This window comes from Faecalicatena fissicatena (assembly GCF_016900595.1).
Taxonomy (GTDB): domain Bacteria; phylum Bacillota; class Clostridia; order Lachnospirales; family Lachnospiraceae; genus Claveliimonas; species Claveliimonas intestinigallinarum.
On sequence record NZ_JACLYY010000001.1, the window covers coordinates 322,679 to 344,043 of the forward strand.

General features: G+C 52.7%; 20 protein-coding genes and 1 pseudogene. 3 read left to right on the forward strand and 18 right to left on the reverse strand.

Annotated features, from left to right (window positions below; translation table 11 throughout):
- Positions 1-80: 80 nt before the first annotated feature.
- The 5 genes and pseudogenes from H7U36_RS01615 to H7U36_RS01635 form a co-directional block, all read right to left on the reverse strand.
- On the reverse strand, positions 81-698 hold the full coding sequence (locus H7U36_RS01615; RefSeq protein WP_205147517.1) for a flavodoxin family protein: 618 nt from the start codon (positions 696-698) through the stop codon (positions 81-83).
- Positions 699-719: 21 nt separating this feature from the next.
- Positions 720-2,615, reverse strand: coding sequence for an extracellular solute-binding protein (locus H7U36_RS01620; RefSeq protein ID WP_205155623.1), 1,896 nt, complete (start codon positions 2,613-2,615; stop codon positions 720-722).
- Entirely contained in the window at positions 2,612-3,454 is an 843-nt protein-coding gene (locus H7U36_RS01625; RefSeq protein WP_205155624.1) for an ABC transporter permease, read from the reverse strand. The genes H7U36_RS01620 and H7U36_RS01625 overlap by 4 nt, the downstream gene beginning before the upstream one ends.
- 498 nt (positions 3,455-3,952) lie before the next feature.
- Positions 3,953-5,032 (reverse strand): annotated as a pseudogene (locus H7U36_RS01630) (ABC transporter ATP-binding protein); the annotation flags it as partial.
- 27 nt (positions 5,033-5,059) lie between these two features.
- Positions 5,060-5,593, reverse strand: coding sequence for a type II toxin-antitoxin system RelB family anti-toxin (locus tag H7U36_RS01635; protein WP_205147513.1), 534 nt, complete (start codon positions 5,591-5,593; stop codon positions 5,060-5,062).
- 193 nt (positions 5,594-5,786) lie between these two features.
- Here H7U36_RS01635 and pepT point away from each other — a divergent pair, with 193 nt between their 5' ends.
- On the forward strand, positions 5,787-7,010 hold the full coding sequence (pepT, locus tag H7U36_RS01640; RefSeq protein WP_205147512.1) for a peptidase T: 1,224 nt from the start codon (positions 5,787-5,789) through the stop codon (positions 7,008-7,010).
- A gap of 102 nt (positions 7,011-7,112) precedes the next feature.
- Here pepT and H7U36_RS01645 read toward each other — a convergent pair whose 3' ends face one another.
- Positions 7,113-8,198, reverse strand: coding sequence for a M24 family metallopeptidase (locus H7U36_RS01645; RefSeq protein WP_205147511.1), 1,086 nt, complete (start codon positions 8,196-8,198; stop codon positions 7,113-7,115).
- Between the two features lie 43 nt (positions 8,199-8,241).
- Positions 8,242-9,537: an MFS transporter gene (locus H7U36_RS01650; RefSeq protein ID WP_205155626.1), complete on the reverse strand. Its 1,296-nt coding sequence runs from the start codon at positions 9,535-9,537 to the stop codon at positions 8,242-8,244.
- A gap of 371 nt (positions 9,538-9,908) precedes the next feature.
- On the opposite strand from H7U36_RS01650, the gene H7U36_RS01655 reads away from it, so the two are divergent.
- On the forward strand, positions 9,909-10,628 hold the full coding sequence (locus H7U36_RS01655; RefSeq protein ID WP_205155627.1) for a helix-turn-helix domain-containing protein: 720 nt from the start codon (positions 9,909-9,911) through the stop codon (positions 10,626-10,628).
- Between the two features lie 103 nt (positions 10,629-10,731).
- On the opposite strand, the gene H7U36_RS01660 is transcribed toward H7U36_RS01655, so the two are convergent.
- From H7U36_RS01660 to udp, 6 genes are all read right to left on the reverse strand, one after another.
- Positions 10,732-12,228, reverse strand: coding sequence for a Na+/H+ antiporter NhaC family protein (locus H7U36_RS01660; protein ID WP_033125484.1), 1,497 nt, complete (start codon positions 12,226-12,228; stop codon positions 10,732-10,734).
- Positions 12,229-12,277: 49 nt separating this feature from the next.
- Complete coding sequence (locus H7U36_RS01665) at positions 12,278-13,327, reverse strand: aldo/keto reductase (RefSeq protein WP_205147508.1); 1,050 nt, start codon at positions 13,325-13,327, stop codon at positions 12,278-12,280.
- Positions 13,324-13,695: a TIGR04076 family protein gene (locus tag H7U36_RS01670; RefSeq protein ID WP_205147507.1), complete on the reverse strand. Its 372-nt coding sequence runs from the start codon at positions 13,693-13,695 to the stop codon at positions 13,324-13,326. Before H7U36_RS01670 ends, H7U36_RS01665 begins: the two co-directional genes overlap by 4 nt.
- Positions 13,696-14,070: 375 nt before the next feature.
- Positions 14,071-14,721, reverse strand: a complete 651-nt coding sequence (gene deoC / locus H7U36_RS01675; RefSeq protein ID WP_205147506.1) for a deoxyribose-phosphate aldolase — start codon at positions 14,719-14,721, stop codon at positions 14,071-14,073.
- Between the two features lie 21 nt (positions 14,722-14,742).
- Complete coding sequence (locus tag H7U36_RS01680) at positions 14,743-15,174, reverse strand: cytidine deaminase (RefSeq protein ID WP_138303324.1); 432 nt, start codon at positions 15,172-15,174, stop codon at positions 14,743-14,745.
- A gap of 29 nt (positions 15,175-15,203) precedes the next feature.
- Entirely contained in the window at positions 15,204-16,001 is a 798-nt protein-coding gene (gene udp / locus H7U36_RS01685) for a uridine phosphorylase (RefSeq protein ID WP_033125480.1), read from the reverse strand.
- Between the two features lie 111 nt (positions 16,002-16,112).
- Between udp and H7U36_RS01690 the strand changes: the two genes are divergently transcribed.
- On the forward strand, positions 16,113-16,484 hold the full coding sequence (locus H7U36_RS01690) for a hypothetical protein (RefSeq protein WP_138303311.1): 372 nt from the start codon (positions 16,113-16,115) through the stop codon (positions 16,482-16,484).
- A 70-nt stretch (positions 16,485-16,554) separates the two neighbouring features.
- Here the strand turns inward: H7U36_RS01690 and H7U36_RS01695 are convergent, their stop codons facing one another.
- The 5 genes from H7U36_RS01695 to H7U36_RS01715 form a co-directional block, all read right to left on the reverse strand.
- Positions 16,555-16,740, reverse strand: a complete 186-nt coding sequence (locus H7U36_RS01695) for a hypothetical protein (protein ID WP_033125478.1) — start codon at positions 16,738-16,740, stop codon at positions 16,555-16,557.
- A gap of 136 nt (positions 16,741-16,876) precedes the next feature.
- Entirely contained in the window at positions 16,877-17,902 is a 1,026-nt protein-coding gene (locus tag H7U36_RS01700; protein ID WP_191428033.1) for a hypothetical protein, read from the reverse strand.
- Between the two features lie 83 nt (positions 17,903-17,985).
- Entirely contained in the window at positions 17,986-19,194 is a 1,209-nt protein-coding gene (locus H7U36_RS01705) for a MalY/PatB family protein (protein ID WP_205147505.1), read from the reverse strand.
- A gap of 54 nt (positions 19,195-19,248) precedes the next feature.
- Positions 19,249-20,262, reverse strand: coding sequence for an acyltransferase (locus H7U36_RS01710; protein WP_205147504.1), 1,014 nt, complete (start codon positions 20,260-20,262; stop codon positions 19,249-19,251).
- 22 nt (positions 20,263-20,284) lie between these two features.
- A complete protein-coding gene (locus tag H7U36_RS01715) occupies positions 20,285-21,196 on the reverse strand; it encodes a 4-hydroxy-3-methylbut-2-enyl diphosphate reductase (protein WP_205147503.1) in 912 nt (303 codons plus the stop codon).
- Positions 21,197-21,365: the final 169 nt, after the last annotated feature.

Here is a 21,365-nt window from a genome sequence, read left to right on the forward strand (position 1 = left end):
AGAATTTTTGCCAGTAAAAGGCAGCCCGGAAAGAGGATTTCTCCTCTCCCGGGCTTTTCCCTTCATATTTTATTCTTCTGCTACCTCACAAAATTGGTGAACTGGCTGGCTTCCTTCTCCGGCAGGCCGTACTCCTTTTTGCCGAGGGCGATGCTCTTTATGAGGAAGGACATATTCCTGGCCAGGGTGCGCATGGTCTGCAGCCCCTCCGGATCCTGGGCAGCCTCACCGGGCACCTGCCCATGGACACTGTTCCAGTACTGGCTGGAGGCCACCGGCATGCCGCAGATAGTGAAATACTTATTCAGCTCGTCAAAAGTGGCTGACAGGCCGCCTCTTCTTGCCACCACCACGCTGGCTCCCACCTTCATGGTCTTGTCAAAGCGAGTACTGTAGAACAGCCGGTCCAGAAAGGCAATGAGTGTGGCGTTGGCTGACGCATAGTACACAGGGCTTCCCACCACGAGGCCGTCACATTCCTCAAATTTGGAGGCCGCTGCATTGACCTCGTCGTCAAAGACACATTTGCCCTTGTCACCGCAGAAGCCGCAGGCAATGCAGCCCCTGATATCTTTATTTCCGATATGGAGGATCTCCGTATCAATGCCCTCCACGCCAAAAATCTTCTTCATCTCTTCCAGGGCAGCAGCCGTATTTCCCTCTGCGTGGGGGCTGCCATTGATCATTAAAACGTTCATGTCTCATTTTCCTCCTCTGTCTTAATCCGCGTTGCTGGCCGCGATCTTCACGCGGCTCCACAGGTCGCTGATGATCTTCTTTGTGCTCTCATTGTACACGAACACCTCGTCATTTTCGTTGTCCGTCCTGGGGATGTAGGCGTTGATGCCCTCATAATCCCCGCCCTCTCCGGACAACACTTCCGTGACTTCTTGATTGGCGGATGTGTAGCCCACATAGCTGGAATTGTCATAGGCCCCGTCATAGTCGCTGGCAAAATTGATGAAGGCGTGGGCCAGATCCGGGTTTTTGGCGTTCTTGGGAATGACCATTGCGTCGGACCACAGGTTTGTCCCTGTCTCCGGCATGAAGTAACCCATATCCTCGTTCTCTGCCATGACATAGGTAGCGTCTCCTGAGTAGATCAGTCCCAGCGCCTTGCGCCCCTGGGCCATGTTGTCGATGATCTCATCGGTGACGATCTCCGTGTCCATGGTCTCCACGCACTGCACCAGCCAGTCGTAGGCCTCCTGGAGCTCCGATTCGTTCTCCGTGTTCATCGAGTATCCCAGGGCCTTCAGCGCCATCATGAAGGAATCCCGCTCTGAGTCATACAGGTACACATCCCCCTTGTACTTCTCGTCCAGGAAAATGTTGTATCCCTCTCGTTCCAGATCCTCTATATCCACCTTTGTCTTGTCGTACACAATCCCCACGGTGCCCCAGAAATAAGGGACAGAGTAGTCGTTGTTCGGGTCGTAGGGCAGTCCCAGTACCGCGTCGGAGAGCTTGTCAAAGCAGTCCAGCTTGGATTTGTCCAGCTTCTGCAGGTATCCCTCCTCGATCAGCCTCTGGATCATATAGTCGCTGGGGACAAGGAGATCATAGGACTCCCCGTTTGCCACCTTGATGTACATCTGCTCATTGGAGTCAAAGTTCTCCATGACAACCGTGGCTCCCGTCTCCTCCTCAAAGTCGCCGATAATATTCTCGCCTGTGTATTCACCCCAGTTGTAGATGTGGAGGGTCTGCCCCTCAAAGGGCCGATCTCCTCCGGCTCCCCCTCCTGCCCGGAAGGCAAAGAGGCCGACCACAAGGGCGAAGCACACAGCCAGCGCAGGCACAAACCTTCTGCGCCTTCCCAGCTCCGCCTTCCTGCTCCTTTTGGCCGCCAGGACAGGAGCTACATTGATGACCACGAGCACGATGGTGATGATCACCACCACCAGAGTGGACACGGCGTTGATGCTGGGGTTTACCCGCTTGCTCATGGTGTACACCACAATACTCAGGTTCTTGACCCCCCGCCCGGTCACAAAGTAGGAGATGATAAAATCATCCACCGACATGGTGAAGGCGATGAGCGCTCCCGATACAATACCCGGAGTGATCTGGGGCACGATCACCTTGGTCAGGGCCCGGAATGGGGTAGCTCCAAGATCCATGGCCGCATCCGCCAGGTTGGGATCCAGGGACCGGATCTTCGGCATGACAGACAGCATGACGTAGGGGATACAGAAGGCGATGTGTGCCAGCAGCATTGTCATGTAGCCCTTCTCCACATTGAAGGTGATAAAGAGGAGCATAAAGCCGATGGCTGTCACGATCTCCGGGTTCATCATGGGCAGATTGTTCACCTGCTCCATGATATTTCTCACGATCTTTTTCGAGCTGGAAAGTCCGATGGCTGCCACCGTGCCCACCACCGTGGAGATCAGCGTGGCAATAATGGCTACGCTGAAAGTGGTGTAGAGAGCGGTCATCATGTCGCTGGACTCCATCATATGCTGATACCAGCGCAGGGAGAAGCCTGTAAAGCTGGTCAGGGATTTTCCATCATTGAAGGAAAAGACGATCATATAAAGAATGGGGAGATAAAAAAACGCGATCATAAGGATCATCAGTATCTTCCCGAAAGGGCGTCTGTTCTTTTTCATGCTCTCTCCCCCTTTCCTCCCTGGTTGTGGATCTCAATCTTGCGCACCGCCATCATGAGCAGCATCATGATCACGGCCATGATCATGGAAATGGCGCTTCCGAAGTTCCACTCACCGACTGTGATAAACTGGTTCTCTATCATATTTCCGATGAGGAAATACTGTCCGCCGCCCAGCAGTTTCGGGATGAAGAAGGAGCTGACCGCCGGCAGGAACACCAGGGTGATGCCGTTGATGACGCCCGGCAGGGACAGCGGCAGGGTCACCCGCCTAAAGGTTTGCGCCGGACTGGCTCCCAGGTCCGCGCTGGCCTCCAGCAGGGAATGGTCCATCTTGGACAGGGAGGTCTGGATCTGCAGGATCATAAATGGCAGGAAATTATAGACCATGCCCAGCAGGACAGACCCCTCCGTGTAGAGGAGCTCCACATCCCCAAGGCCAAAGAGGCCCAGGATCCTCTGGATGATGCCCCCCTCGCTGAGAAGTCCGATCCAGGCGTAGGTCCTCACCAGCATATTGATCCACATGGGAATCGTGATGCACAAAATCAGTATGTTCTGCACCTTCTCCCGGCTCCTGGCTATAAAGTATGCCACAGGATAGCCAAGGATCAGGCAGATGATAGTTGTCTTCACAGCGATCACAAGGGAGCGCCACAAAATAAGCAGGAAATCCGGATCCGTGAAGAACTTCACATAGTGTTCCAATGTAAAGGAAAAGGATATGATGCTGTTTCCCGGCTCCATAAAGGAGTACATGGCGATCAGCGCCATGGGGAGCACCAGCATCAGCGCAGCCCACACAATGTAGGGCACTGCCAGTGTTGAAAATCTTTTCATCTAAAATACCTCCCTGGACATAACGTGGATATCCTCCGGGAAGAAGGTGAGTCCCACCTCCTGTCCCTCCCGAGTGTAGTCTGTGGTGTGTATCTTGAACTCCCGGCCTGTTGTGGAGAAGGTGATCTGGTAAACACCCTCCTTCACATTCTCCGGCTCGAAATCGTAGTCTACGCCAAGGTCCACGGACTCGTCCTCGTTGCTCAGCTTCCATCCCTGGGCGCCGGCCCAGGTCTTCAGATCCGTGTCCAGGGCCTGGGACTCTGTGATCTCATCTACCGTCTTGAAGAAGTTGAAGGCCATAACACCCTCGTTCGCCTTCTCGTTCTTGACAAAGGGCTGGTCCACCACGTAGATCGTCTTCTCGATGCTGGTACCCCCTGATGTAGTAAAGGTGACAGGATATTTTCCCTCCTCCTTTTCCAGGCTGTACTCCACCTTTGCGATGGAAATGTACTCATCCGTCTCGGGATCCCAGGCCTGGGCGTTGGACAGGGCGATGATCTCCTTGTCGTCCAGCCCCTCCACGTCGTCGATGTCCACGTAGAAATCGTTGGCGCTGATCATCTCTTTTCCGTCCTCGCTCTTCACATCCTGGTTCCTGATGACGCGCATGTTGACAGTCACGCTTGTTCCGGGGACAGTCTCCACCATGATCTCATAGTGGACGCCCTTAAAGAGCACGCTTAACACCTCCCCTGTCATCTTGCCGTCCTTCACATCCACAATGTCGATATCCTCCGGCCGGATGACCACGTCCACGGGCTCGTTTTCCTTAAATCCAAAATCCACGCAGTCAAAAGTGATGTCGTCGAACCGCACCTTGTAGTCCTCCACCATGACCGCCGGGATGATGTTGCTCTCCCCGATGAAATTGGCCACGTACCGGTTGGCGGGCTCGTTGTATATGTCCTGGGGGCTTCCCACCTGCTGGATCTCGCCGTTCTTCATAACCACGATCTTGTCGGACATGGTCAGAGCCTCCTCCTGGTCGTGGGTGACAAAGATAAAGGTGATACCCACCTCCTGCTGGATCCTCTTCAGCTCATACTGCATTTCCTTTCGAAGCTTTAAGTCCAGAGCGGCCAGAGGCTCGTCCAGAAGCAGCACCTTGGGCTCGTTGACAAGGGCCCTGGCAATGGCCACCCGCTGCTGCTGCCCGCCGGACAGAAGGGTGGTGTTCTTGTTTTCAAACCCCTCCAGGCCGATGAGCTTTAACATCTTCATCACCTTCTGGTCGATGACATCCTTGCTCATCTTCTTGATCTTCAGCCCGAAGGCGATGTTCTCGTAGACGCTGAGATGGGGGAATAGGGCGTATTTCTGGAACACCGTGTTCAGCTCCCGCTCATAGGGCGGCTTCCTGCTGATCTCCTCCCCGTCGAAGATGACAGATCCCTCGTCCGCGTCCAGAAATCCTCCCAGGATACGCAGCAGGGTGGTCTTTCCGCAGCCGCTGGGGCCCAGCAGAGTGACAAACTCATTTTCATATATGTCCAGATTAATCCCCTTCAGCACGATCTGCCCGTCGAAATTTTTCACAATTCCCCGGAACTCTATCAGTTTTTTCTCTTCCATCTCACTTCTCCTTCCTGTAAGAACATACTAGAACATGGGCGGCGTCGTGATCCAGAGCACTCTGGCATCACTGCTGCCGTGGTTGTACAGATAGTGGCTTGTAGTCCCGTCCAGGTAAAAGGTCTCCTTTGCCTTCACTCTGTACTTCTTGCTCCCCTGTACAATGGTCACGCTTCCCTTGAGCACATATCCAAATTCCTGCCCCTGGTAGGCGGACATGATCTGGCTCTTCTTGCGCGGGTGCAGGGTCAGGATAATGGGCTCCATCTGGTTTTTCTGGGCGTTGGGGACAATCCACTCGATGGTGCAGTCCTCCCGCTCGTCCACGAAGAAGTCCTCCACGGGGAAGACGATCTGCTTTTCCTCCTCCTCCCGGAAGAATTCAGACAGACTGCTGCCCAGGGCTTCCAGGATGTCCTCCAGCGTCGCGATACTGGGGGCCGTCAGGTTTCTCTCCACCTGGGACAAAAAGCCCTTTGTCAACTCGCTCCTGGAGGCCAGATCCCCCAGAGTCAGGTCGTTCTGCAGCCGCAGCTCCTTTAGTTTCTTTCCGATATCCACACCGCACCTCCTGTTTTCTAATACTATACTTTTCGTTAAAAATTAATGAACCTTTTTTATTATACATAGTCCTGACCAAAATGCAAGAACTTTTGATAAATTATTCTCCCTTTTCCACGCTTGACGCCCTCCCCCGCCGGGGCTAGAATAAGAGAGTCCCATTAAGGGACCGGAAAGGAAGGAACAACGAACTATGAAAGCCTATGAAAGACTCTTAAAATACGCGGTCATCCCCACCCCCAGCGACGAGGGGAGCTCCTCCTCCCCCTCCAGCGCCTGCCAGTTTGACCTGGCAAACATCCTGACAGAGGAGATGACTGCTCTCGGCATCCAGGACGTGCGCCTGGATGAGCACTGCTACGTGTACGGCCGCATCCCCGCTACACCGGGATATGAGAGCTGCCCGAAGCTTGGGTTCATCGCCCACATGGACACGGTCAGCGACTACTGCAGCGCTCCCATCCGTCCCGTCCTCCACGAGAACTACGACGGGAAGGATCTGCCCCTGGGCACGAGCGGACGCACGCTTACTGTGAAAGATTTTCCTCACCTGCCGGACCTGGCAGGGCGCACTCTCATCACCTCGGACGGAAATACGGTGCTGGGTGTGGACGACAAGGCCGGGATCGCTGAAATCCTCACCATGGCAGAGCGTCTGCGGGATGAAAGCATCCCCCACGGCGCCATCGCCATCGCTTTCACCCCTGATGAGGAGATCGGCACAGGAGCCTCCCATTTTGACGTGGAAGGCTTTGGGGCGGACTACGCCTACACTCTGGACGGGGACACAGAAGGGGAGATACAGTACGAGAACTTTAACGCCTGCAAAGCCGACTTTGAGATCACCGGCTTTGCGGTCCACCCCGGCTCCTCCAAGGACACCATGATCAACGCTTCCCTGGTGGCCATGGAGATCAACCAGCTTCTTCCCGGCATGGAGACTCCCAGGGGCACGGAGGATTACGAGGGCTTCTACCACCTCACGGGCATGTCCGGGGACGTGGCCTCCGCCCGGCTCCACTACATTGTCCGGGATCACGACGAGCACCTCTTCGAGGCAAAAAAACAGACCCTCCGTCTGATCGAGAAGGATCTCAATGAAAAGTGGGGTCCGGGGACGGTCCGGCTCACCATCACGGACCAGTACAAGAACATGGCAGGCGTCATCGCGGACTGTATGCACCTCATTGAGAATGCCAGGAAGGCCTGCCAGCTTGCGGGAGTCACGCCCCGGATCCTGCCCATCCGGGGCGGCACGGACGGGTGCCAGCTCAGCTTCATGGGGCTGCCCTGCCCCAACCTGGGAACCGGCGGCCACGCCTACCACGGTCCCTACGAGCACACCACCGTGGAGGGCATGGACCAGGCCGTGGCTGTACTCACGGAGCTGGTGAAGCTGTATGGGCAGATGCGGTAGCTTTGAGGGTGTAAAGTCAAACGCCACATATGTATACTCTTCCACACGCAAAGCGAAAACCCCGGAGGCGTGCTAGACCTCCGGGTTTTTCCTGGCTCATTATTAATCATTTCCTACAATCTGCAGGTCTTTTGGATATTTGGTCAACACTTCGCATCCATCCTCTGTCACGATGACAAGATCCTCTATCCTTACACCAACATCATCCTTTAAGTAGATACCTGGCTCAATAGAGAAGCACATGCCCGGCTCAGCGATGAGGTCGCATGAAGCACTTGCCTCCGGCGGCTCATGGACGGTCATGCCAACGCCATGACCTGTACGTGTGAGGAATTTATCTCCATATCCGGCATCAGATATGACTTTCCTGGCAACCGCATCAATGTCAGACATTTTCACACCCGGCTTTACAAAATCTATTGCAGCCTGCTGGGCCTTCTTGACAATTTCGTATACCTTCCTGTGTTCTTCTGTGACAGATTTATAAAATACGGTTCTTGTCATATCGCACCAGTAATTATTGATCGGAGCCCACAGATCAAACAGAACGGCATCGCCTTCCTTTAACGTTTCTCCTGCCACTGCTCCGTGATGCGGCTCAGCCGCATTTTTCCCGTAGCATACATATTGAAGCTGCATGTCCTGCACAGCACCATGCTCTTCAAAGAACTCCTCGATCATGTCGGAAAGCTGTTTTTCATCTAAGGCGGGATCAATATGGTTGATGGCAAACTCAACAGCCATATCATTTACATGAGCGGCCTGCCTCAGAAGCTCTCTCTCCTTCTCGTCCTTCCTGGCCTTGCACCAGTCTACACAATCTGACCCAATTACAGGGATGAGGTCGTCTCTTTCCTGCAGAACAGAAATCGTATGTTTCGAGGCCCAGTTTTTATCAAATCCAACCTTTCCCGGCTCCAGTTCCTTCGCTATAAGCGCATACGGATTTTCCCCGTCCGCATAGTAATGCATTGTCATTCCGTCCATCGGATCAAAGCAGAACAGGTTATTCATAAAAGCATGGATTTCCCCATTGTCCTTGATCAAAATGGCTCCGCATCTTTCCATAGGATTTACGAAGCGCCCGGTCAGATAGAAAATAGACGGATCATCACCCACCAGGATCTGTTTTAATCCTACTGTTTTCATGTTGCTGATTACGTTCTGTACTCTCTGTTGATCTAACATTTTTCTTTCCTCCAATCCTTTCCAGATACAAGACGTTCAAAAGTTACTTATTTTTGTCTTCTTTTCTCAGCCGTGCAAGCTCAGCTCTACGCTCCTTTGTACATGCTCTGAAAATGAGACAGGCGATAAATCCAATAGCTAGAAGTACCAAAAAACCGCCAAACATGTAACGGTATCCAAGCACGCCGTCAAATGTAGAAAGGCACCATCCGTTAAACAGAGGCATCACACTTTCAGCGCCATAGCCAAGCGGCGTTATGATAAATGTTGCCGCGCCCATCGTCTCAACCGGATAACTTCCTTCCTCCATAACGGCATAATGCAGAGCCTGAGCTGAATACATGGACATACACAAAATGGCAATAAACAAGATCAGCAGCCACATAAAATTCATGGACTGGGGCATCAGCATCAGACCGGCCACACCAACCATCATCAGTGCTATATCTGCCAGCATCATGGCGGATAATCCTTTTCGGTCCGCTATCTGGCCGCCAATCCAACAGCCCGCAAATCGAAATCCATTTGCCGCATATCCCATAATACCTGCCAAAGCTGCTGACATACCGAAGGCCGCTGTACAGTAAGGCACAACATATGTATAGCTTATAATAACACCGTATGTAGCAAACATGATGATGACCAGCATCCAGGTTGTAGGCATTTTAAGCGCATGAAGCACTTCCCGTCCAAAGTTGGATTTTTTCCCGCCTTTCTCCTTTGTAAAGTCAGGCAGTCTGTTCCTGAGTGCGAAATAGCAGATAATACCTACGATAATAGCCTCTAAATCATAAAATATGATAAGTCCGGTCATACCTGCATGATCACCTACAACGCGGCAGGCCGCAGTAAAAGCTGCCATGATTACAATACCGGATGCGAAGTTTAAAATACCACGCCCCATGTCAAACAGAGCATATCCTCTTGCCTGCTCTTCCGGCCGGCTTAAGCTTCGCAGAACCTTCATAAGGGGATTCCAGAAGGTCAGTATTGTCGTGATTCCCCATATTGCGTAAACAGCTACATGTACAGGAAATGGCGGTTTTAAAAGAAGAATTAATCCAGCTACTCCTGTTACGATCAGAGATCCAGGGACAACAATCTTCAGCGGAGCCCGGTCTGCCACCCAGCCTCCTAAACAGTATCCCACGATTGCCAATGCTCCATATGCGCTTCCCAGCATACCCATCTGCATATCATTAATACCAAAGTATGCTAAATATGCGTCATAATAGTAGCTGCGAAAATATGGCAAAAGATAAACACTCATTCCTGCCAGAGCAATCAACAGAATGATAATTCTGTTTTTCTTATATCCTGCCTGGGTGTTCTGCTCCATATCACATTCCTCCTTCTCTCGTATCTTGCTTTCCTTTTCTGTGTTGCGATTCCTCTTTACATATCTGCAGGTATACTTTTTAAAAGGATGTTTTAAAGATCTTTGTTATATTATAAACAAACTTTTATCCCTTTTCTATTCATCGGAATTCTCCTCAAAATCCAATTTATTTATTATTTTTTTCTCTAAACGAAATTTTTTATTGTTTTTGTCTATTAAAATTTAAAATAAACCTATTTTTTAATTATTTTCACTTTCATAAGCATTTTAAATCAATCTTTGTTGTATTTTTTTCAATTAACAGATAAAATAATAAAATACATCAATGTTCCAGCAAAAACCAGATATTATTGTTGAAAAGGGGGATTTTTGTGTCAGTAAGTCAGAAAATTGGAGAAAGAATTAAATTTTTCCGCAGGCAGCGTCATCTTTCGTTAGAAGAATTTTCCAAGCTTATATTAAAAAGTCCTTCCACATTATCCAAATATGAATCCGGAAAAATTGTATTAGATATAGAAACTCTTTTTGAAATAGCAGACGCTTTGAACATAACAGTAAATCAGCTTGTGGATTTCGACAGGTCAGCAGCTCCGACGAATACCAATTTTCTTTCATCCGGCAATTTCTTTCAGCAGTCGGATCTCTTTTATATGTATTCCTATTTCGGAGTGGACAAAAAATTTTATGTATGTGCTCTGAAAATTGTAAAGGACAAATATGAAACAGAAAAAGCCAGTGACAAAATCATTTTATATTACGATATTGAAAGCACAAAAAACTATTCGAAATCAGCTTTCATTTACTATGGCAGTATAAACTATTATGATTCACATGTCACAATGCGACTGGATAATCCCCACAATGTTTCGGATCAGATCTATATTTATGCGAAATCTCCCTTTCATACCCATGGGACATCCAATGGACTTTTATTGGGACTTTCCGAGTCGCTCCGCAGTCCCACCTCTTTTAAGGTTATCTTTTCCTTAAGTCCCTTAAAAGAAGATTCCAAGCTGAAAAGTGAACTGACCATCTCCACCAAAGACATTCTTTCAGAAATCCGGCGCACCAATTGTCTGCTGATATATTGATCGAATATGGTTGAGATATGGTGAAAGAGGAAATAATAAAATGGACGGCTGACAAATGAACCCCCGGCAACTATCCGGGGGTTCTCTCCAATCATTTTCTTCCTTAAGCCTCCAGGGCGCTCTTCCGCCCGGCCGCCTTCTCTCCTGTCAGGGTCTTCGCTCTAACAGGCTCGCCATTCTCCCCCTCAAAATCTCTGCCCCATCCTGTGATGACAGAAAAAAGAAGGACGAGAAACAGCATCATGCTGTAGAACATGCTGCCTCCCACCTGTGTGACGGTGAGGGGCGCCGCTATGTCGTAGCCCTCTGTCAGGGAGGTGCCTATGAAGACAAACACGCTCAGGAAGGGCACATTCAGCACAATGGCATTGGCAAAGCCGTCCAGCAGGTTGGCCCGGCGGTATGGATGAAGCCCGGCCCGCTTGCCGATCTCATTCTGGATCTTTCCAAAGGTCGCCATGGATGCGCTGGTCACCCCGCCGAAGATCAGAGTGGTGACGGAGATGCCAAGCATCATGGCCACCTCCGCGCCTCTTGCGCTCTTTCCGAGGCGGCTCGACAGGATTGTCTCCGCGATCCGGTCCAGGACGCCTGCCGCTGTGAGCACACCCATGATGCCGTACACGGAGAGCACCAGAACTACCGTAGCCATCATACCGCTGATGCCGTCTGTCAGAAATCCTGCCGGGGCCCCGTCCTGAATGGAGATCACGTCACCAAAGGTGAGAAGTCTGAATGCCAGGCCGATCACTGTGCCCAGAAGGATGCCGGCTGTGATGGCCTTGTAAATGTTTCTCGTCTTCACCGCGAGCACCAGCATCACCGCCACAGGTATGAGCATGATCAGGGTGGACGGGTTCATATTTCCGGCCAATATCTCCTCCCCTCCTGTCCCTGCTGTTCCGCCTCCGCCAAAGGCCCAGAACAGAGCGAAGGACAGAGTGGCTGCCACAAGGGAATATTTCAGGCGGGTGGACACGCATCCTCCCACATCCGCGGTTCCCGGCCGGTTCCTGTACTCCTGGGTTCCGGCTGAGATGATGGTGGTATCCGAGATAGGCGCCAGATTATCGCCGAAGATGGCGCCGCCCACAATGGCTCCGGCCAGCACTGGTGCATTGCTTCCCAGCAGGATGCCTGCCGGGTAAAAGATAGGGAAGCAGGTAAACATGGTTCCCAGGGAGGATCCTGTGGCCGTGGCTATGACACAGACGGCAAAAAAGGTAAATGCCGTAAAGAGCCCGCCGCTAACATGAAAGTAGTCTGCCAGCCATACAAAGCCGGAAGAAATATCAGCGGCCTTGATCATAGAAGCGAACATGCCGATGATCAGAAGAAGGATGCCGATGGACACCGCCTCCTTCGCTCCCTCGTAGACCGCCTCCCAGAAACGGTCATACTGTCCTTTCTTAACAAACACAGCGCCCACGAGAAGCCCCACAAAGGCTCCCATGGCAAGCGCGTACATCTCAAACGCCTTAAAGACGACAAAGTACAGGATACAGAAAAAGAGGAAGATCGCCACCGGCAGAAAAGCCATGCCCCATCCGCCGCGAAATTCCAGTCTTTCCCTTGTCTGCGTGTTTCTCTGCTGCTCCATGATAATACCTCCTGTTCCTATGATCTGTATGTCTGTGTGTATCTCTCTCCTACTCTTCCTCGCTTAAGTTCATCCACATGATGCTCCTGTACTTGGAGCCCACGGTCCTCTCCTGCTGGAAGGGCTCCCCCTCTACTGTGGGGTACTGCTCAAGGAAGCTCCGGATCCTCTGTATATCTTCCCCGGAGAGTTCAAAAGAAAAGATCCGCATATTGTCTTCCACGTGGCGGCTGTTCCTGACGCCAATGATGGCTGCTCCCACACCCTCCTGGCTCAAAATGTACCGGGACGCCACCTGGGAGATGCCTACACCGTATTTCTCCGCGATATCCTTCAGTATGAGAAGAAGCTGCTGGTAGCCGTCCCAGCCAAGGGAGTCCTCGATGACCTGCATATATTTCACCTGGGACCTTGTCTCCGGCTCCTCCATCTTCTTCCCGATCCATCTCTCTGCCAGGAATCCGCCGGACAGGGTTCCGTAGCAGAGCATAGGAATGTGATGCTGCTTCAGGTAATCCAGATATCCCTTCTCCGGCCTTCTGTCAAACACGGAGTATTGGGTCTGGCTTGTGACTACCGGAATTCCCGCGTCCACCAGCTCTGCCAGGTGGGCTGTATCGAAATTGGTGACGCTGATATTGCGGATCTTTCCCTTCTCCTTCAGCCTGCACAGATACCCGGCTGTCTCCACGCATCCCGGCACATCGTAATCCCACCAGTGGAACTGCACCATGTCCAGCACGTCCCGGTTCAGTCTTTTAAGGCTCCTGTCAATGATCTTCTCCGTGTACTGGAAATCCACTTTGTCCAGCATATCCAGATCCGGTACGTATTTTGTGTGGATCTGGATGTCTGCCGGGGAGACGCCGCTGCCATTTTTCAGCTCCAGCACGAATTTTCCCAGGAACTCCTCCACCCCTGTGTAGATATCGCCGCAGTCAAAGGTAGTAAATCCTCTCTCCGCCAGCATGTGGAAGGCCCGCATCACGTCGTCAAAATCCAGATCATTCTTGATGCTGTGTCCCTCCGACAGCTGCCAGCACCCGTTGATCACTCTGCTTATCTTATAGCCTTCTGTAAGTTCGATCTTCTCTGTCATAGTCTGTATTCTCCTTTTTCTGTCTTTTCATTTTCTTCCCTGTAGAGAGGTTCCACTGTACACGCGCCGTGGCTGAATTTCCGTTTCCCGATACGGGTAATCTTAAATCTTGCCCCGCAGTTCGGGTCCGGACAGGCGATGACGCTGTCCGAGAGCATCCAGTCATTCTGATCCAGCACCCGCTGCTTTGCGGGAAGCAGGGGGAGCAGCGCGCTCAGGGCGTACATGGAAAAGGAATTGTTTTCCGGAAAGACAAGATTTTCTCCGATCACCAGAAAATAATCTCCCTCCCTGTGGCTGCACACCATGGGCTTCTCCGACCCGACCACTTCCACCTTCAGGTCATAAAGCATAAAGCTGTCATCCATTTTCTCACCTCCAGACTGTCTTTCCTTGCATCCGGCTGACAGATTTCCTGTAAAATAAAAAAACCTGTCCCTGAAAATACTTCAAGGACAGGTAAAAACCTGCGGTACCACCCTGTTTGACATATCCCATAGATATGCCCACTCTGCCGGAATGCCATCACATCCCTGGCCCTCTAACGCTGGCCTTGCGTCTCGGCTACTCGGAAGCTCTTTCTTTCACGTCGCCCTCCGGGGCCCACTTACTGCCACTGACATCTCTTCGGCTTCCACCATCCCGAATTCGCTGCAGACCGTTTGGCAATACAACTTCCCCGTCTCCGGTTTATGGTAGTTGGTATAGCACCGGACACACTTGTCTGTCAATTTATTTTTTTATCAACTGTTTTTCATCAGTTTTACCAGCCTGCTTGTGCCCAGCCGGTCAGCCCCCAGCTCCAGGAACCTCTCCGCATCCTCAAAGGAGCGGATGCCCCCGGCCGCCTTGACCTTCACTCCTTCTCCCACATGCTTTCTCAGGAGCGCCACGTCCGCAAAGGTGGCTCCGCCGCTGGAAAATCCGGTGGATGTCTTGATGTACTCCGCACCGGCTCTTGTGACGATGTCACACATGGCGATCTTCTCCTCCTCTGTGAGGAGGCAGGTTTCTATAATGACCTTCAGGATCCTTCCCTGGCATGCCTCGTGCACCCTGCGGATCTCCTCCTCGATCTCATCGTATCTCTTATCTTTGAGGGCCCCCACATGGATCACCATATCGATCTCCGACGCTCCGTTGGCGACAGCGTCCCGGGCCTCATAAGCCTTGGTCTGCGCGGTGCTGTATCCGTTGGGGAAGCCGATCACCGTACAGATGGGGAGCCTCCCTTCCACATAATCTGCCGCCCGCTTTACATAGGCTGCCGGGATACAGGCGGAGGCGGTCCTGTAGGCGACCGCGTCGTCCAGTATCTGCCGTATATCCTCCCAGGCAGCGTCCTGGGCCAGCAGCGTGTGGTCTACATGGCTTAATATTTCCATCCTGTCCATTCTCTTTTTCGTCCTCTCTTTCTACTGATCCTTCTTCTCCAGATTGCCTGGCCCAAAGCCCCGGGGCAGCAGATCCTTCAGCTTATACACCTGATAGTCCTCCGCTCCCCTGGCCAGTATGATCTCAAATTCCTCCGGGGAGCAGAACTCCATCATGACCTGCCTGCACACCCCGCAGGGAGCCGTGTAGTCTGTCGGCACACCGTCCATGCCTCCCACAATGCAGATAGCCCGGAAGTGGCGCTCTCCCTCGCTGACTGCCTTGAAAAAAGCGGTTCTCTCCCCGCAGTTGGTGGGGGTGTAGGCGGCGTTTTCAATGTTGCATCCTGTGTAGATCCTTCCCTCCTTGGTTAGAAGAGCCGCCCCCACTTTAAAGTGAGAGTAGGGTGCGTAGGCCTTCTCAAGCTGAACCATAGCCGCGCTGATCAGCTCCTGTATCTGTCCTTTATCCATTTGCTTTTTATCCACCTGTCCTCTTTCTGTCACTTTTTCTCCTCCCTGCCGGCCTGTCGCCCGGCCCGGATCATCCTGCGCAGAGCCTCCACAGCAGTCCGTACAGCTGTGTCTGTGTCGTGGACCACCGGATTTTCCAGCCCGGCCTTTGCCCGCTCCTGGTTAGCCATGACAAGAAAGCAGGAGCCCACCCTGACGCGGAGCGCGCTGGCCACCACAAAGAGAGCCGCCGACTCCATCTCCGAGGCCAGGCAGCCCAGGCGCTTCCAGGCCTCCCACTTGTTCAGAAGCTCATAGCTGACCGGCTTTGTCTCCGGCGCGTGCTGGCCGAAAAAGGAGTCCTTGCACTGCACCACGCCCACATGGCAGGGATACCCAAGCTCCTCCGCCGACTCTATAAGCGCGTTGGTGATCCCTATGTCCGCCACCGCCGGGAACTCAATGGGAGCGTACTCTCTGCTGGTTCCCTCCATCCGGATGGCGCCGCTGGCGATCACAATGTCCCCGCTCTTCACATCAAGCTGCATGCCGCCGCAGGTGCCCACTCTGATAAATGTGTCCGCCCCTGCCATAACCAGCTCCTCCATGGCGATAGACGCCGACGGGCCGCCGATGCCGGTGGAGGTAACGCTCACCTTCTCCCCCTCCAGATAACCGGTGTAGGTCACATACTCCCTGCTGTCCGCGATCAGCTTCGGACTGTCAAAATATTTTGCGATCTTTTCGCACCGCTTGGGATCCCCGGGGAGGATCACATATCGTCCCACATCCCCCTCTCCCACTTGGGTGTGATACTGCTTCTGTGCGTTTTCCGAGTAATTAATCATTGCTTTCACCTCTTTCTGTGTTATAATTTTACATCATAGGTCGAGGTGCTGTCAGTATCTTTTTGAAAGAGTTGAAGCCTGATATCCATTTTCCCCAGGGAGGCGGTGTAAATGAAAGCAAAGAAAAAACGACTGCTGTGTCTTTTGGCTGTGGTCATCCTGCTGTTTCTGCTTATTTTCTGGTTAAACCCAACTGTATTTGCCAGGGACGGCCTGCTGACACGGCTGCCTGTGGACGACTATCTGGTCCAGTGGGACGCGGGCTCCACCAGGCGCCATGACGCTGATATTGACACTCTCTGGCTCTTCTGCATCAGCTCCGGGGATGTGTCCGTTCAAAGAGAAGAAATGTATGAGGGATACGATGTGGAGGTAGAACAGGTCCTGCCCTTCCTGTACAGGTGGAAGCGCACGTTCAATGACACCGTCTTCCGGGTCACTGTGGGAGACCGGAAATACTATTTTACCATCGTCTCTGCCTAACAAAAAAAAACTCTGTGCAGATCCGATGTTTTTCATCTGCACAGAGTTTTCTTTCCATCTGCCGCCCGCTCTATGACGGCTCGATCCCTTCTACTTCAAATCTGGTAAGCCACGGGTACTCTATGTAATTCACGGCTATTTCCTCCGAGGTCTTCACCCCTTCCGCGGGGTAATACACATTACCGACCTCGCTCTCTGCGGCCACATAGCCCTTCGCCTCCATGGCCTCCCTGTCCTCTCGGGTAAAACTTACCACGATCTCCTTATACGGAGGCGCGCATCAGCTGGTGTACTCCTCCACGCCAAGCACAAGGTCGCTCCAGCCCAGCCTTTCCATATATGCCCTGGCCTGGTCATTCAGCTTTACCATCATTCCGGATCACGCTCCCTTTTTAATAGTATGAGCCAAAGCCCGAACCGAAGCCTGAGCCAAGGCCGCTCATAGCGCTTCCAATCATAGAAGTCAGCATGTCAGCTGCCATCAGGTAGAAAATGACATACAGAACAAGCGCTGAGATCACCTTCACGATAAAAAACGCGTACACTCTTCTGTCATCGTCCCCCTGCGCAACCGACCGGTAAGCCCCGTACTGGACATAGGGCAGGATCAGACCGCCGAACGCAAGGACAAAGGCGGAGCCGGTGAGGAAAAACGGAGCCAGCAGGCCTGCCACGATGGCGATAATCCCGTCGTAGAGCGCCCGGCTTCCCACCACGCAGAACATGGCGTTTATGTTGGTGCTGCCCTTAAACATGCCGGCGAACGCATTCAGGAGCACAGCCTCCAAGGCGTCAATTCCCACGGTTAAAAGGAGAGTGAGTATGATCAGCTTAAAATAAGGCATCTGTATCATACCGTTAGAGATTCCGGAGATCCTGGATGCCGCGATCAGGACAATGATCAGGATGATCAGCGCCTTCAGGCCGATCAGCTCCAGACCCACCAGCGGGGAGTTGCCCGCGGCTATCCTTCTTGTCTCTGTCACTGGGCGCTTCAGGATTGGAAGAACCTCCCGGAACATGTTCCTGGCTCCCGCCATGGCCTGGGCGCCCATCTGCTTCATCTGCTGGCTGTTCATGCCCGCCCACTGGGACTGCTGGCCGCCGTTCATGCCCTGTCCGTACTGCTGATTACTGTTCATGCCCTGGTTATACTGCTGGTAATTCGCTCCCTGATATTGCTGCTGCCCGCCTGCCGCCTGATTTTGCTGCCGGCCGCCCTGATAATTTGTGTAGGGTGCGCTCTGCTGGCCGCCGTTCATGCCCTGATTATACTGCTGACTGCCGCTCTGCTGCTGGCTCCCTGCTCCGGGAACAGCCGTGCTCTGGCTCTGTGCAGTATTCTGGTTCTGCTGCGTGCAGTTGCAGACCTCTCCTTCTTCCAGTCTTCTTCCGCATTGTGTACAAAATCTTGCCATTTCTTCGTCCCCTTCCTTCTCATTTCTGATAGTTTTATTGTAGTAAGATTGTCGGATCTTGTCAATCTTCGGCCTAAAAGTATTCAGTCACAGAAGACGTACCTGGCCAGGCGCTCAAAGGCCTCCTGCACTCTGGAAAAAGGCAGCGCCAGATTGATACGGACATGGCAAGGGCCATGGAACATGCGGCCGTCCTGAAGCCCTACGCCCACATCCCAGGCCGCCCGCTCCACATCCTCGATCGTTTTCCCGTGCTCCCGGCACCACTTTGTACAGTCCACAAAAAGCATGTAGGTGCCTTCCGGGCGGCTGACCTCCAGGCCCTCCAGCCGGTCCTTGATAAACCGGCAGGCATAGTCCACATTTCCGGTGATGACCTGGCGCAGCTCATCCACCCACTCGCGGCCTTCCTGCCTGTAAGCGCCGATGAGGGCGTGCATGGACAGTACGTTCATACTGTTGTAGTGACTGAGGGAAGACTCCTTTGCGATCCGGTCTCTGATATAGGGATTATAAATAATGTGATAGCTCCCGATCAGGCCGGCCAGATTAAAGGTCTTGGACGGCGCGTAAAAGGCGACGGTGCGCATCTTCGCGTCCTCCGACACGCTCTGTGTGGGAATGTGCCTGTGTCCCTCCAGGATAATGTCTGACCAGATCTCATCCGAGACGACCATGACGTCGTATTTCCTGTAGAGCTCCATGGCCTTCTCGATCTCCCAGCGCTCCCACACGCGGCCGCATGGATTGTGGGGAGAACAGAAAATGGCCGCGTGGATTTTATGTTCCGCAAGCTTTCTCTCCATGTCCTCAAAATCCATCCGCCAGACATTCTTCTCGTCCTTAACCAGCGGGGAAAGGACTATGTTGTAGCCATTGTCTGTCAGGCAGCCGGTAAAGCCAATGTAGGTGGGAGAATGGAGGAGTACATTGTCTCCCCTGGAGCAGAACGCGTTTATGGCGCTGACCACGCCGCCAAGCACGCCGTTTTCATAGCCGATACAGGCAGGCGCAAGATCCGTGACACCGTTTCTGTCTCTGTGCCACCGGATCACTGAGTCATAGTAGGCGTCACTGGGGGCAAAATACCCGAAGGCCGGATGCTTCGCCCGCTCTGTAATCGCCTCCACAACAGTGGGGACAGTCGCGAAATTCATATCCGCCACCCACATGGGGATAAAGTCGAATCCCTCCTTCGGCGGCGTGGGGGCCATGGGATTGGCACCCAGGGCATCGACGGCCAGGGCGTCCTTCCCGGACCGGTACATGATGGAAGTAAAATCGTATTTCATAAATCTTCTCCTTTGCTGCGTCAGTTTTTCTGTGTATCTATTCTGCCTGCGGTATCAGGTGATCTTCCGTCCAAGCTTCGTCCTTCGCAGCAGCCAGACACACAGGAAGGATACGGCTGTGATACTCGCCACAAGCGCCGGCACCGCGATCCAGGCGGACAGATCGTAGGGCTCCATATGCTTTTTGTAATTGTCCAGGAACAGGATATGGATGAGATAGATCCCAAAGGAGCACCCGCAGAAGAGATCTATGACCCTTTTTGCCCTCTCACCGGGCCGCAGGCTTCCACCTCTCAGCCTGAGCATAACGAGGAAAAACATGGCAGAGGCCAGCACGATAAAGGGCATGCCATAGGTAAGGGCTCCCTCGTAGTGATCCCCCTGTACCACCGTCGCGGCCAGCGTGATGCCAAAGGAGGCGGCAAGACTCGCAGCGCATACCGCTGCTGCCGCCCTCTGGCTGAGGCGAATGCGGTCCCTGTACTTATAGAGATAGTAGCCCGCGTACAGGTAATAGACATAGACCCGGTCCCCGATCAGAGGCGGGTCGTAGTAAAATTCGCCGTTCATCAGCCAAAGCAGGTAATTGGCAATGACCGTCCCTGTAGTCACTACAAAAAAGGCTTTCTCCAGCTTTACGCTGAAGTTCCTGCACATCACCTGCAGGAACGGGAGGACCAGGTAAATGGGTATCATGGCATACAGATACCACAGATGCGCCTCCACAGGCTCATAGAGGATCGTCCGCAGGTCAAAATCTGACTTCATGTAAAAGGTATTCCACAGATAGTAGACCAGACTCCACACCACCAGCACGGTAAAAAACCGGATCAGTCTCTTCACATGCTTCTCAAGAGGCTCATCCCTCCCCATGAGCAGCGCCCCGGTGATCATGAAAAAGCAGGGCACGCTCACTCTGGCCGCCGTGTCCACCACAAGCGAAAAGAGGTATTCACTGTCCGGGATCTCCCCGTAGCCGCGGCAGAAATAATTGCTCACATGTATGGCGATCACCAGGACAAAGGACACCATGCGTATCAGTTCCAGGTTATAATTCTTTTCTCTCATCAGGTTCCCTTTCTATGACCGGTCAGTCAAGAATTTTCGTCAGGTCAGTGGCTGGCTTCCGGTAAGTGGCGGGATCAGTTTCCTCAAACTGTTCCAGAAATCCAATGACCTGGTTTGTCAGATAGGTGGGGGTGGACGCCCCCGAGGAGACAGCGGCCTTTCTCTTCCCTCTCAAAAGCTCCACATCCAGATCCTCCAGGCTCTCGATCATGTGGACCTCCCGTTTCTCCCGGGCGATGGCGGCCAGCTTCTGGGTGTTATTGGAGTGGGGATCCCCCACGATAAACACGATATCCACATCCTCGTCCATATTTTTGATGGCCTCCTGCCGGATCTTGGTGGCTGTACATGTCTCCTTCTCGACGAGTACGTAAGGCAGCAGCTTTTCCGCATATTCGCATAGCTCCTGCACATCGTACAGGGACATGGTAGTCTGGTTTGTGATGACGTAGGACCTGCCCGGATCTATGCCATCAAGGTCAGATTTGCTGGTAATAAGGTGGACCCTTTCCGCGTCGATAGAGACAGCTCCCTCCGCCTCCGGGTGCCCTGCCTTTCCAAAATATAATACCTCAAAGCCCTCTTGCAGCCTCGTCTTGATCACATTATGGGTCTTGATCACATCCAGGCAGGAGGCGTCGATGACGTGGAGTCCCTTGCCGCGAGCTTTTTCAAACACCTGATCGCTGGCCCCGTGGGCCGTGATAATCACAGTCCCCTCATCAATCTCATCCAGAAGCTCCAGACGTGTCTTCCCCGGATGATCAATGGTCTCAATGCCCATCTCCTTCAGGGCATCCACAATGTACTGGTTATGGACGATCATGCCCAGGATGACGATGGGCTTCTTTTCGTCCTTTGCCTTTTTTGCCATCTCTATTGCACGCACAACGCCCTTGCAGTATCCCCTGGGGGTTATCGCTTTGACCTGCATCTTTCTTCTCTCCTGTTCACTCTCATAAATTCTTCTGATATTTTGCCGGATTTTATGCCGACGCTTACAGTGTATCATACTCCGGCGCAAGTTCATACAGTTTTCTTATAACCAGATAAATATGCAGACATAAAAAGCTCCCCACATGGCAGCTCCGGATTTTCCGGTG

Excerpts from the sequence above, each read along its gene's own strand:
- H7U36_RS01615 (WP_205147517.1), bottom strand. The coding sequence starts at position 698 with ATGAACGTTTTAATGATCAATGGCAGCCCCCACGCAGAGGGAAATACG.
- H7U36_RS01620 (WP_205155623.1), bottom strand. The coding sequence starts at position 2,615 with ATGAAAAAGAACAGACGCCCTTTCGGGAAGATACTGATGATCCTTATG.
- H7U36_RS01625 (WP_205155624.1), bottom strand. The coding sequence starts at position 3,454 with ATGAAAAGATTTTCAACACTGGCAGTGCCCTACATTGTGTGGGCTGCG.
- pepT (WP_205147512.1), top strand. The coding sequence starts at position 5,787 with ATGAAAGCCTATGAAAGACTCTTAAAATACGCGGTCATCCCCACCCCC.
- H7U36_RS01645 (WP_205147511.1), bottom strand. The coding sequence starts at position 8,198 with ATGTTAGATCAACAGAGAGTACAGAACGTAATCAGCAACATGAAAACA.
- H7U36_RS01650 (WP_205155626.1), bottom strand. The coding sequence starts at position 9,537 with ATGGAGCAGAACACCCAGGCAGGATATAAGAAAAACAGAATTATCATT.
- H7U36_RS01660 (WP_033125484.1), bottom strand. The coding sequence starts at position 12,228 with ATGGAGCAGCAGAGAAACACGCAGACAAGGGAAAGACTGGAATTTCGC.
- H7U36_RS01665 (WP_205147508.1), bottom strand. The coding sequence starts at position 13,327 with ATGACAGAGAAGATCGAACTTACAGAAGGCTATAAGATAAGCAGAGTG.
- H7U36_RS01670 (WP_205147507.1), bottom strand. The coding sequence starts at position 13,695 with ATGGATGACAGCTTTATGCTTTATGACCTGAAGGTGGAAGTGGTCGGG.
- deoC (WP_205147506.1), bottom strand. The coding sequence starts at position 14,721 with ATGGACAGGATGGAAATATTAAGCCATGTAGACCACACGCTGCTGGCC.
- H7U36_RS01680 (WP_138303324.1), bottom strand. The coding sequence starts at position 15,174 with ATGGATAAAGGACAGATACAGGAGCTGATCAGCGCGGCTATGGTTCAG.
- udp (WP_033125480.1), bottom strand. The coding sequence starts at position 16,001 with ATGATTAATTACTCGGAAAACGCACAGAAGCAGTATCACACCCAAGTG.
- H7U36_RS01690 (WP_138303311.1), top strand. The coding sequence starts at position 16,113 with ATGAAAGCAAAGAAAAAACGACTGCTGTGTCTTTTGGCTGTGGTCATC.
- H7U36_RS01700 (WP_191428033.1), bottom strand. The coding sequence starts at position 17,902 with ATGGCAAGATTTTGTACACAATGCGGAAGAAGACTGGAAGAAGGAGAG.
- H7U36_RS01705 (WP_205147505.1), bottom strand. The coding sequence starts at position 19,194 with ATGAAATACGATTTTACTTCCATCATGTACCGGTCCGGGAAGGACGCC.
- H7U36_RS01710 (WP_205147504.1), bottom strand. The coding sequence starts at position 20,262 with ATGAGAGAAAAGAATTATAACCTGGAACTGATACGCATGGTGTCCTTT.
- H7U36_RS01715 (WP_205147503.1), bottom strand. The coding sequence starts at position 21,196 with ATGCAGGTCAAAGCGATAACCCCCAGGGGATACTGCAAGGGCGTTGTG.